The following is an 11,859-nucleotide window of genomic DNA, read 5'->3' on the forward strand; positions in this document are numbered from 1 at the left end:
GGGGACTGTGCGACTTCGCCAGCGGTGCACAAACGGACCTGGACGCCCGCTGGGGAGGAGAAGCTAGCCGCCGAGGCCTTGCTGGGTGGCGAGCAGGGTCACGTCTCCGATGCGGGCCTGCCAGCCCGCTCCGCGTTGCACCTCGAGGCTGCCGGTGTCGGTGAGGGCTCGCAGGTCGCGCACCGAGTTGCTGCCGACGATGAACCGGCTGCTGACCGGGGATTCCAAAACGGTACTGACGCCGCCGATCTGTTGGGCAACGATGCGGGCCTCGCCACTGGGCAGCAGGCTGAGCGATGCGACGGTCAACTCGTTGATCCAGGTGGCGCCCTGGCCGACCCCGCCGCCCGATGCCAGCAGCACGGGCGCGCCGATGCCGGTCGGCACAACGCCGGTGCGAATGATGGAGGCGACCACGAATCGGGTCTCGGAACCGGTGCCGAGCAGCGCGATCAGTCGGGCGCCGTCTCTGGACACCTTCAGCGACGAGATAGACGTGGCCTCCGGCCACGGCGTCGGCAGTACGGTCGCCTCCCCCGACGGGCCATAGACGACCAGTGCGCTCGGATCGTTGGCCGGCACTGACCAGACGAAGCGGTCGTTGTCGATCGAGGGTGCGAGCAGTCCGGCACGCGTATCGAGCAGTTGAGGGTCGTCGCCGGCCCGCACGAGGTAGACGCCGTCGCTGGCCAGTACAGCAGCCGATCCCTGCCCCGAAGCGAGCGTCACCGCGGTCGGGGCCAGCTGGGCGATGGCGTCAGACAAACCGTCGAGCGGGGTGACGCTCTGCCCGGTCGCGGCGAGAAAACCGAACTCGTCGCCGCGCAGCACGAGCGCCCTGGCATCCACGCGCGGATCCACGAGCGGAGCGCCGGACTCCAGATCAGTGATGGCCTGGGAGTTCTGGTCGATGGTGATTTCGACGGTCAGGCCCGTCGGCAGGCTCGCCGCCAGTTGGGCCTTCATACGCTGCAGGGTCTGCCGATCGGCGTTGAGGGCTTCGCTGTTCAGGTCGACCATGGCCTGCCGCCCGACGACCTGCACGGCATCGGCGGTGAGCTTGGAGCCTTCCGGAAACGCCGTGGCCACGGCGCCGGTCAGCCAGGCGCTCGGTCCGTTCAGGACGGCATTGACCAGTTTGGTCGGAGCGGATGCCCCGCGCGGAAACCAGCGCAGGTCCGGCACCAGAAACCGAAATCCCGGGTCGTAGAAGTAGACCGGCTGGGCGCTGAACACGTCATTGAAGGTGTTCTCATCGATCACGGTGCCGTTTGGGGCCGCGCTGATGCGCCACTGGCCGCCGATCTGCGCAAATTCATAGCGCAACGGTACCGGGCTCGCGTCGACCTCGCGGTATTCCCCGGACTGGTCTACTTCGGCGATCGGCGTGACGGCCACGAGGGTGGTGGCGTCGTCGATGACGGTCAGGGTGCGCCCTGAACCGTTGTCGACGGTGACGCCCGCAGTAGGATCCCAACTGGATTGAAACGCCGGAGCCAGAAACTGGCGGGCGATGTCGTAGTTGTTCTCCGGGCTGGAGGAGGCGTCGATGAATCCGCGCAGGATGGACTCGACCGAAGCATCCTTTTGCGGTAGTGCGGGCAGAAAGACCGGCGCCGGATTGTCGTCGGGCGCGATGTCATTGCCGGCGTGCACCACGCCGTCGCGCGGTATGCCGGTGCAGCCGCCGAGACCGACGGCGAGACTGACCGCTACGAGCAGCGCCGGAACGACGCGCCAGGCTGAACTGCGACTACTCATGCTGGCCCCCGCCGATTCCGGGCACATGCCCGATTGCGCCCAGCGCGGCCGTGGCGTCGTCGGGCGGCAGCGGGATCGGGGACGATTCGAGCATGGCGCCGGCCGTGCGCGGCAGAGTCAGTCGAAAACACGACCCGTCGCCGGGGCTCGACCAGACCTGCAGCCAGCCGTTGTGTACGCTCGCGTCTTCGCGCGAGATGGCCAGCCCCAGTCCGGTCCCGCCGATCGTGCGTTGGCGTGAGGGATCAGCACGCCAAAACCGGTCGAACACGTGCGCGACCTCGGCCTGGCTCATGCCGAGCCCGTAGTCACGCACGGCGAGCGCCACCGCGTTCGCGTCGCTGTCGACCGAGACCACGACGGGTTTGCCCTCACCGTGCTCGATGGCGTTGCCGATGAGGTTGTGCAGCACCCGACGGATGCGCCGCGGATCGACGTCGGCGTTCAGGTACCCGCCGGGGGCGAGAAGTCGCAGGTCGCTGCCCTTGGTCTCGGCGAGGGAGCGGAGGCTGTCGATGGCATCCTCGGCGAGGTAGACCAGATTGGTCGGTTCACTTTCCAGCTCCACCGACCCGGCGTCGTAGCGGCTGATTTCGAGAAGGTCGCTCAGCAGCAGCTCAAACCGTTCGACCTGGGTGTGCAGCAGCTCGGCGGTGCGGCCGGTGGCCGGCGGAAAAGTCGCCCGCTGGTCGTACAGCACATCGCCGGCCAAGCGGATGGTCGTGAGCGGCGTTCGCAATTCGTGCGAGACATCCGATACAAAGCGTTGCTGCACTTCGGACAGGTCGGCGAGCTCACGAATCTGGCTCTGCAGGCTGTCGGCCATACCGTTGAACGAACGGGCAAGCGTGGCGATGACGTCTTCACCCTTCTCGGGAATGCGCACTTCCAGGTCACCGGAGGCCAGCTTCTGGCTCGTCTCGGCGGCCACGCGCAGCGGCGTGACGACGAAGCGCACGACGATCCACGATACGGCCCCGATCAGCAGCACGAGGGTGACACCGGCCACTCCGAGGGTCTGCTGTACGAACAGGAGCGTCGCTTCGGCATCCTGCAGGCTGTACGCGATGTACAGCTCGTAGCGGCCGGCCACCGGAACCGTGATCTGCGACCCGACCACGATGCCGGGAATGGTCGTGGCATCCTCACCGGTCAAGGTGACCGACTGCCAGAACTGATCGCCGTCGTTGGCCTGCACCTCGGTGCGCAGGTCGGTGCCGATCACACCGGTGGATTGCCCGAACGTCGAGGAGTCGAGCGGCGCGACGGTCGACGGATCCTGCCCAGGCACCCGCAGCACGGCGACCAGCCGGCTCGAGGAGGCGGCCGAGATCGAGGTGCGGGCCGAACTGAGCAGGTTCTGCACCTGCACCCGGTCGGTGGCATCGGAGGAATCGAACAGGCTCTGCGCGGAGCTGGTGGCACGGTCGGATTCGAGCAGCACCTGGCTGAGTCGTGATTGAAACAGGTCGTTGCCGATGCTGACCGACATGTAGACGCCCACCACCAGAATCGCCAGCCCGGACAGCGCGACCGAGATCGTCACCGTACGAAATTGCAGGGAGGAACGCCACGACGCGCGCACCAGCCTCGGCCAGTTACGCGGCCTGCTCCAATAGGTCAGCTGGGGCACGGTTTGAGAAACCGTTTCTGCGGGAATCGCCGGGCGCACATGGGCGGTGGTAGTTCTCTAGCTGACCGTGCCGGCGCGATAGCCGACACCGCGCACCGTCATGACGATCTTCGGATTGTCGGGGTCATGCTCGACCTTGGCGCGCAGCCGCTGCACGTGCACGTTCACCAGCCGGGTGTCCGCCTTGTAGTGGTAGCCCCAGACCTGTTCCAGCAGCATCTCGCGGGTGAAAACCTGCTGGGGTTTGGACGCCAGGGCGAGCAGCAGGTCGAATTCGAGCGGGGTCAGATTGATCGCGGCCGTTCCGCGGGTGACTTCGTGGCCGACCGCGTTCACCACGAGGTCACCGATGTGCAGGGCGAGGGCACCGTCGGCGGCGGGCGGGCGCAGGCGCGTGCGAATGCGGGCGACCAATTCCTTGGGATTGAACGGCTTCACCATGTAGTCGTCGGCGCCGGACTCGAGACCCTTGACCACGTCGGTGGTGTCGGACCGCGCGGTGAGCATGATGATCGGGACCCCCGATTCTGCGCGGATCAGCCGACACACTTCGATCCCGTCGAGGCCGGGCAGCATGAGGTCGAGCAATACCAGGTCGGGCTTCTCGGTGCGAAACGTCTCGAGGGCGAGGGACCCATCGGCGCAGAACCCCGGATTGAAGCCTTCGCCGTGCAAAACGATGCCGATCATCTCGGACAGGGCGGTATCGTCATCGATAACCAAAATTCGTGCAGTCATGGGTCTCTTTCCAGAACGTCAGTCACGTGTGTTCTGATGTGGTTCGCTCAGCAGATTGCCCGATGAGTACGGCAAAGTCTGGCATAAGAGTAGCTGAGCGCGCTGACAGAGTGCCTCTGAGCGCATTTCTTGATCGACCTGTGCCAGCATTGAATGGTGACAGACCCCTGGCAAGCCCCCGACGCCCCCGTTGCACCGCGCTACGGGGAGTTCGCGCCGCCCGTCTCGCCCGATCAGAGCGCGCCGCATCCGTACGGCTCGTACCCGGGCGGCCCGTATCCGGGCGGCGCCCCCGGGCAGGGCTGGGCGCCCCCGCCCAAGCCGGGGCTGATTCCACTGAGACCGATCGGATTCGGTACGCTGCTTGGCGCGTCGTTCCAGGTCTTGCGCCGCAATCCGAAGGCAACCTTCGGCAGCGGTCTGATCGTGCAGGCCGCGATCATGCTCATCACCGTGGTCATTGTCGGGCTCGTCACGTTCTGGGCCATCGACCGCATCGACAGCGCCCCGCTCGACCAAAAGGATGCCGTCACCGCCGGCTCGTTACTGGCCGGCGCGCTGTCCGCCATTATCCCGATCGCCCTGTCACTCATCGCTTCGGCCCTGCTGCAGGCCGTCATCGTGCTCGAAGTGGCCCGCGCGACCCTCGGCGAGAAACTACGGCTCGGCGCGCTGTGGCGCACAGCGGCGACCCGTCTCTGGCCGCTGGTGCTGTGGACCGTGCTGTTGACCGTGGCACTCTTCATCGGTGTGGCCGTGATCGCCGGCATTGTCGTGGCGCTGATCAGCGTCGGCGGTACCGCCGGATTCGTGGCCGGCGTTCTGGTCGGCATCTTCGGCGGCCTGCTGCTCGCGGCCGTGAGCGCGTTCCTGTACGCCAAAACCAGTGTCGTGCCGAGCCTGATCGTGCTGGAGAAACTGGGCGTGCGGGCATCCGTTGTTCGATCCTGGTCACTCACTCGCGGCTACTTCTGGCGCACTCTGGGCGTACTGCTGCTAATCGGCCTGATCGTGCAGGTGATCACCCAGATCATCACCACGCCCGTATCACTGCTCATGGGAATCGGCGCGTCGCTGATCGACCCGAACGGGGCATTCACCGACGAAACGACCTACATCATCACCGCCCTCAGCCTGATCATCGCTATTCCGGTGGCCGCAGTGGCGGCCGTCGTGCAGTCGGCGGCCATAGCGCTGATCTACCTCGACCTGCGCATGCGCAAGGAGGGGCTCGACCTCGAGCTGGCGCGCTACGTGGAATCGGCGGCGCAGGGCGGCGATGTTCCCGACCCGTATCTGGTACCGACCGCTCCCGGCACGGGGTATCCGGCGGCATGACGGCTCTGGGCCTGGCGCAGCTCGGATCGCTGGTTGACCGCATCACGTTCGGCGTGCCGCGTGATGTACCGGTGGTTCCCGACGCGCCAGAGGCCCGCCAGTGGCTTCGCGAGGAACTCGCCAAAGCCCCGTACGCCGCCGCCCGGCCCACCTGGTTCGACCGGGCGTCCCAGGCCTTTTTGGACTGGCTCCAGTCCCTGACCATCAGCGGCGACGGCAATTTGAAAGACTGGCTGCCGATTGTCGCGGTCGTGCTTGTGCTCGCGGCGCTTGTGGCCGGCTGGCTGCTGTTCGGCGCCCCCAGGTTGGCCAGGCGACGCCGCGCCGCTCTCGACCTGTTCGGCACGATCGACCAGCGCAGCAGCGCCGAGATGCGCACGGCCGCCGAGGCAGCGGCGAGCGCAGGCGACTGGAGCCTGGCCTGCGAGGAAATTTTTCGCGCCCTGGCCCGCGGCCTCGCCGAACGCACGGTGCTCGCTGTCTCGCCCGGCACGACCGCGCACGATTTCGTCACCCGAGCCCGGCAGGTCTTTCCGGCGCATGGCCCGGCCCTGGCTCTCGCCGCCGATACCTTCGACCGGGTGCGCTATCTGGAGCAGGCCGGCACCGAGCCCGACTATCGCGCTCTGGCCGCGCTCGAGGCCGAGTTGCGCTCTGCGATGCCCGTCGTGCTGGCCGAGGCGGGTCGGTCATGAGCGCGACGCTGACGTCTCCAGTGGATGCCGCTGCGCCCGGCGCCCGCGCCGGTGGTGGCCCTGTGAGCGCCACGACCGTGGCATCGCCGACCCTGCGCGCGCTGCTTCGCCGCTCCTCGTTCTGGGTGATCGCCGCTGCCTGCATACTGGCCATCGCCATCATCGCCGTGCTCGTCTCGGGTGGCAGTCAGGCTGCCGGCCGGGCACTGGCCGGGGACAACGCGGCTCCGGCCGGGTCGATGGCCCTGGTCGAAGTGCTTCGCCAGCAGGGCGTCACCGTGACTCTGGCCGGTTCCCTGGCCGAGGTGCGCGGAGCGGTCGGCGCGGATTCCACCGTGCTGCTCTATGACGAGAACAGCTACCTCGACCAGTCGCAGCTGAGCGAACTCGGCGACCTCGCCGCGCGCACGGTGGTCGTTGCACCGGATTTCTTGGCCCTGCAGTCGCTGGCGCCCACCGTGGGCTTCGGCGGTGTCTCCGATGCGGAGACGCTGACGGCCGACTGCTCGGTTCCGGCCGCAAGCCGGGCCGGGGAGCTGGTGCCGGGCGGCGACACCCTGTCGATTCCGCAGGGCGAGCATCCGCTGGTCACCGGCTGCTTTCCGAGCGGCACCGACACCTTCTCGCTGGTGCAGGTGCAGAACGAACTAACCGGCGACCTCGTCTCGCTTGTGCCCGACCCGCGCGTGTTCAACAACGAGAACGTGACCGGCTACGGCAATGCGGCGTTCGCCCTCGGCCTGCTCGGGCCGAGCGACTCGCTGGTCTGGTACCTGCCGACCCTGGCCGACCTGCCCCGCACGGGGCCACCCTCACTCGCCGACCTGACGCCCGGCTGGGTCACCCCGGTGCTCATGCTGCTCGCGCTCGTCGGCGTCGCCGCCGCAGTCTGGCGCGGCCGGCGCTTCGGGCCGCTCGTAGCCGAGAATCTGCCGGTCACGGTGAAGGCGAGCGAGACTTTGGAGGGTCGAGCCCGACTCTATGCGCGCAGTAACGCCCGCCTGCGGGCGATCGACGCCCTGCGCGTGGGCGCCGTGCAACGCCTCGCCCGAACCGTCGGCCTCGGCCGGCTCGCCCACCTGGACGAGGTCATCGCCACGGTGGCGCTTATCACCGGCCGCGCCCCCGACGAGGTTCGCCGGGTTCTCGTGGGTGCCATCCCCGTCTCCGATGCCCAGCTGATGGAGCTCGGAGTCGCCCTGCAGGCCCTCGAAACGGCGACCAGCCAGGCCGTGCGGGCCGGGGCGCCGGCATCCGCTTCTTCTGAAATCTTCCCCCCTCCAGCCGAGAGAATGGACCCATGACGACTCCCACTGATCAGATCGACACCGCGCCGACCAACGCAGCGGATGCCGCCGCGCTGCGGGCCGCCCTCAACCGGGTGCGCACCGAGGTCGGCAAGGCCGTCGTCGGGCAGGACGGCGCGGTCACCGGGCTGATCATCGCGCTGCTCGCGCGCGGCCACGTGCTGCTCGAGGGCGTGCCGGGCGTAGCGAAAACCCTGCTCGTGCGCACCCTCAGCCACGCACTCAGTCTCGACACCAAACGAATCCAGTTCACGCCCGACCTGATGCCCGGCGACGTGACCGGGTCGCTCATTTACGACACCAAGGCCGGCGAATTCGAGTTTCGGCAGGGGCCGGTATTCACGAACATCTGCCTCGCCGACGAGATCAACCGCACGCCGCCGAAGACGCAGTCCGCGCTGCTCGAGGCGATGGAGGAGCGTCAGGTCAGCGTCGACGGCGAGTCGCTGAAGCTGCCAGAGCCGTTCATCGTGGCGGCGACCATGAACCCGATCGAATACGAGGGCACTTATACGCTGCCCGAGGCACAGCTCGACCGGTTTCTGCTCAAGCTCGTGCTCGAAGTGCCTCAGCGGGTCGATGAGATCGAGGTGCTGCGCCGCCACGCGGCCGGCTTCAATCCGCGCGATCTGGCCGGTGCCGGTGTGAGCGCGGTTCTCGGCGCGGCCGAACTCGCCGCGGCGCAGGATGCCGTCGCTCGGGTCGGGTCGAGCGCCGATGTGCTCGCCTACATCGTGGACCTGGCCCGCGCCACCCGCACGAGCCCCTCGGTCAAGCTCGGGGTCAGCCCTCGCGGCACGACCGCCCTGCTCGCCGCTACCAAGGCGTGGGCCTGGCTGAGCGGCTACGACTCGATCACCCCCGACCACGTGCAGGCCATGGCGCTGCCGGTCTGGCGGCACCGTGTGCAGCTGCGCCCCGAAGCCGAACTCGAAGGCGTCTCGGTCGATGCGATTCTGCGCGGAGTGCTGCAGCAGGTTCAGGTTCCGATCTAACGATGACGCTCAGCGGACGGTTCGTTCTTCTCCTCGCCCTCGGCGCGGTGCCCATCGTGCTGTTCGGGCCCTCCGTGGAGGCGGCGGCCGGCGTGCTCGCCCTCTGGCTGGTCTTCGTGCTTCTGCTCGGCAGTCTCGACCTGGCGCTGGCCGCGTCGCCGCGCGCCGTTTCGGTCGAACGGATGCTGCCCGCCCGCGTTCGCCTCGGCGAATCGGCCACGAGCGAGTTGTACCTGACGAATACCGGTCGTCGGCGCCTGAACGCCGTGGTGCGGGATGCCTGGCAGCCGTCGGCGGGTGCCGGCCTCGTGCGCGGCCGGGTGGTGATTGTGCGCGGCGAACGGCGGCTGGTCTCGCTGACGCTCACTCCGTTTCGGCGGGGGGAGCGCCGGGTCGAACAGGTGACGGTGCGCTCCCTGGGGCCGCTGGGTTTGTGGAACCGTCAGGCGACACTGAACGCGCCGGGGCGCATCCGGGTTCTGCCGCCGTTTCACGCCCGCAAACACCTGCCCTCCCGTATCGCACGACTCAAGGAGCTCGACGGACGCACGAGCGTGATGGTGCGCGGGCAGGGCACCGAGTTCGACTCGCTGCGCGAATATGTGCGCGGTGACGATGTGCGCTCGATCGACTGGCGGGCCACGGCCCGGCGGGGCGACGTCATGGTGCGCACCTGGCGGCCGGAGCGCGACCGTCGGATCGTGATTCTGCTCGACACCGGCCGCACGTCCGCAGCCCGCGTCGACAACGAGCCCCGGCTGGACACCGCCTTCGAAGCGGCCCTGCTGCTCGCAGCCCTCACCTCGGTGGCCGGCGACCGGGTTGACTTTCTCGCCTTCGACCGCCGGGTGCGCGGCCGGGTGCAGGGAGCGACCGGCGCGGCCCTGCTGTCGCAGATGGTCGATTCCATGGCGCTGATCGACCCGGAGCTCATCGAAATGGACTGGGCGGCCGTTCCCGGCCAGGTGCGCGCGGTCACGAGCCAGCATGCCCTGGTCGTGCTCCTCACCTCCATCGACGCTGCGGGAGCGTCGACCGGGCTGCTGTCGGTGCTGCCGCAGCTCACCAAGCGGCACACGGTGGTCGTGGCCTCCGTGCTCGACCCAGCTACCGTGCTCGCGGCGGCCACCCGCGGCGGACGCGACGAGATCTACCGCGCGGCGGCCGCTGAGCGGGCCCTGCTCGACGTGGCGCGCGTGTCGGCCGCCATCCGCCAGCTGGGAGCGGATGTCGTCACCGCCTCCCCCGCGCAGCTTCCGCCCGCCCTGGCTGACCGCTACATCGCGCTGAAGGCGGCCGGGCGGCTCTGACTCACGCGCTGTAAATGCGCGTACTCCCCGCTTCGAACTCACTGAGGTCGCCGGTTTCTCCGGCCCTGCTTGCGCGCCCGCCGACCACGATCATGTAGAACAGGAACGCGCCGAGCGCCACCGCTCCGATGCCGATCTTGATCGGCCACGGCCAGGGCTGCGAGGTGACGAAGCCCTCAATAATGCCCGACACCAACAGCACGAACACCAGTCCGATCGCCACGGTGAACAGCGCTCGGCCGTCTTCGGCGAGTGCCTGACCTCGGGTACGTGCGCCGGGGGCGATCCAGGCCCAGAAAATGAGCAGTCCGCCGGCAGCCGCAACGAAGATCGCCGTGAGCTCGAGCAGCCCGTGCGGAGCAATGTAGAGGAAGAACACGTCGCCCTTGTCGTAGGCGAACATGATGGCGGCCGTGGTGCCGAGGTTCATGGCGTTCTGCAGAATGATGAATGGCACGTAGACCCCGGTGATGCCGAAGGCGATGCACTGCGCGGCGATCCAGGCGTTGTTGGTCGAGACGAATCCGGCGAAGGAGGCCGCCGGGTTCGCGGAGTAATACCCCACGAAGTCCTCGTTGGCCAGTTGCGCGAGTTGCGCCTCTGTTCCCAGGTTGGCCAAGACCCTTGGATCGTTGTAGGCCCACACGGCGTACAGTCCAGCGACGACGACCGTGACCACGGCGACCGCGAGGGTGAGCCAGCGGAGCCGATATAAAGCCGCGGGGAGCTGGGCAACGAAAAACCGGGGAAGCTGCGCCAACACATTGACACTCACGCCGGTGAAGCGCAGCCGGGCGCGGGACAGGCCGACCGACAGCCGGTCGCCGTCCAGGGTAGAGCCGGCGGTCGATTTGATCGCGGAGAGCTGAGTGGCCCCGGCCTGATATCGCTCGATCAGCTCATCCGACTGGGCACCGGACAGACCCCGCCGGGCACCGAGCTCGGTCAGGCGGTCCCAGTCGGCGCGGTGCGCGGCCGTATATGCGTCGAGATCCATCTGGTTCAATAGTAGACATGAAGGAGACCGCGCGTCCCACCGACCGTGCCGCTGATTTTGACAGTGACGATGAACTCGTCACCGGTGAGGCGGTCGCGCTCGACGTGCGGCCGGCCAGCGTCATCCTCCGCGGCGCCGGGGCGATCATCGACGCGATCGCCTATCTGGCCCTGTACCTGCTCATTCTTCTGGGCTTCTATCTGAGTTTCGCGGCCTATACCGACGCCGCGCTCACCCAGGCACTGAACGTTGTTGCCCTCGTCTTCTCGCTGGTGGTCGTGCCGGTCCTGGTCGAAACCCTCACGCACGGCCGCTCGCTTGGCAAGTTCGCCATCGGCGCCCGCATCGTACGAGACGACGGCGGAGCGATCTCCCTGCGTCACGCGTTCATTCGCGCCCTGACCGGCGTGCTCGAGATCATCATGACCGTCGGAGGTCTCGCCGCCATCACTGCCCTGCTCAATGGGCGTTCCAAGCGCCTCGGCGACCTGCTGGCCGGTACCTACAGCCAGCACGAACGTGTGCAGCGCAATAAAGAGGTCCCGCGCCCCCTACCAGACGCCTTGCTGCCCTGGTCGCAGACGGTCGATATCGCGCGCCTGCCCGACCGCCTCGCCCGTCGTGTCGCCCAGTACCTGCGCCAGTCGTCCCATCTGACCCCCGTGACCCGCGAACATCTGGCTCAGTCCCTCGCCGCCGAGGTCGCCCCCTTCGTCTGGCCGCTGCCTGACGCTCCGGCCGAGTATTTCCTCGTCGGCGTAGCCGCCGTGCGCCGCGAACGTGAGTACACCGCCCTCATCCTCGAGCGCGATCGTCTGGCCCGGCTCGCGCCCGTTCTGACCGGTCTCCCCCACGGCTTCCCCAACCGCTGATTCACCGACAGGGGCAAAGCACCGGGTGCGTGGCCCGTCCCATTAAGTATTGGGATCCAAAGCAAAGGATGCTTGCTATAGCAAGCAGATGGACGACCTCCTAGATAGCCACAGTCCCGCAAGCTCCCAGCTCGCCAGACGCCCGCTCTTACCGCGGCTGGAGCACGTCGCAGCTCGCACAGCGTCTACGTTGTGGGCGGGGTGTCGGGGTAT

At 67.9% G+C, this 11,859-nt stretch carries 10 protein-coding genes; 6 read left to right on the forward strand and 4 right to left on the reverse strand.

What is annotated here, in order from left to right:
• Positions 1 to 63: 63 nt before the first annotated feature.
• From CXY78_RS11545 to mtrA, 3 genes are read right to left on the reverse strand one after another with little or no spacing between them, the layout of a single operon-like run.
• Positions 64 to 1,761, reverse strand: a complete 1,698-nt coding sequence (locus CXY78_RS11545) for an LpqB family beta-propeller domain-containing protein (RefSeq protein WP_158252829.1) — start codon at positions 1,759 to 1,761, stop codon at positions 64 to 66.
• Positions 1,754 to 3,394 (reverse strand): MtrAB system histidine kinase MtrB, encoded by a 1,641-nt coding sequence (gene mtrB / locus CXY78_RS11550; RefSeq protein WP_199182616.1) that lies wholly within the window; start codon positions 3,392 to 3,394, stop codon positions 1,754 to 1,756. Before mtrB ends, CXY78_RS11545 begins: the two co-directional genes overlap by 8 nt.
• Before the next feature lie 57 nt (positions 3,395 to 3,451).
• The gene (mtrA, locus tag CXY78_RS11555; RefSeq protein WP_092340544.1) at positions 3,452 to 4,132 is read right to left on the reverse strand and encodes an MtrAB system response regulator MtrA; all 681 of its coding nucleotides are present in this window, start codon (positions 4,130 to 4,132) and stop codon (positions 3,452 to 3,454) included.
• A gap of 156 nt (positions 4,133 to 4,288) precedes the next feature.
• On the opposite strand from mtrA, the gene CXY78_RS11560 reads away from it, so the two are divergent.
• From CXY78_RS11560 to CXY78_RS11580, 5 genes are read left to right on the forward strand one after another with little or no spacing between them, the layout of a single operon-like run.
• Positions 4,289 to 5,470, forward strand: coding sequence for a hypothetical protein (locus CXY78_RS11560; RefSeq protein WP_104089425.1), 1,182 nt, complete (start codon positions 4,289 to 4,291; stop codon positions 5,468 to 5,470).
• Complete coding sequence (locus CXY78_RS11565) at positions 5,467 to 6,165, forward strand: DUF4129 domain-containing protein (RefSeq protein ID WP_104089426.1); 699 nt, start codon at positions 5,467 to 5,469, stop codon at positions 6,163 to 6,165. Before CXY78_RS11560 ends, CXY78_RS11565 begins: the two co-directional genes overlap by 4 nt.
• Positions 6,162 to 7,469, forward strand: coding sequence for a DUF4350 domain-containing protein (locus CXY78_RS11570; protein ID WP_199182617.1), 1,308 nt, complete (start codon positions 6,162 to 6,164; stop codon positions 7,467 to 7,469). Before CXY78_RS11565 ends, CXY78_RS11570 begins: the two co-directional genes overlap by 4 nt.
• Positions 7,466 to 8,467, forward strand: coding sequence for a MoxR family ATPase (locus CXY78_RS11575; protein ID WP_104089428.1), 1,002 nt, complete (start codon positions 7,466 to 7,468; stop codon positions 8,465 to 8,467). The genes CXY78_RS11570 and CXY78_RS11575 overlap by 4 nt, the downstream gene beginning before the upstream one ends.
• A gap of 2 nt (positions 8,468 to 8,469) precedes the next feature.
• Positions 8,470 to 9,777 carry a DUF58 domain-containing protein gene (locus CXY78_RS11580; protein WP_104089429.1) on the forward strand — a complete coding sequence of 436 codons (1,308 nt, stop codon included), beginning with the start codon at positions 8,470 to 8,472 and terminating at the stop codon, positions 9,775 to 9,777.
• Between the two features lies 1 nt (position 9,778).
• On the opposite strand, the gene CXY78_RS11585 is transcribed toward CXY78_RS11580, so the two are convergent.
• Positions 9,779 to 10,774 carry a stage II sporulation protein M gene (locus tag CXY78_RS11585; RefSeq protein ID WP_104089431.1) on the reverse strand — a complete coding sequence of 332 codons (996 nt, stop codon included), beginning with the start codon at positions 10,772 to 10,774 and terminating at the stop codon, positions 9,779 to 9,781.
• Between the two features lie 17 nt (positions 10,775 to 10,791).
• Here CXY78_RS11585 and CXY78_RS11590 point away from each other — a divergent pair, with 17 nt between their 5' ends.
• Positions 10,792 to 11,646 (forward strand): RDD family protein, encoded by an 855-nt coding sequence (locus CXY78_RS11590; protein WP_104089432.1) that lies wholly within the window; start codon positions 10,792 to 10,794, stop codon positions 11,644 to 11,646.
• Positions 11,647 to 11,859 lie beyond the last annotated feature (213 nt).

Source organism: Cryobacterium sp. N19, assembly GCF_002929595.1.
Lineage (GTDB): Bacteria > Actinomycetota > Actinomycetes > Actinomycetales > Microbacteriaceae > Cryobacterium > Cryobacterium flavum.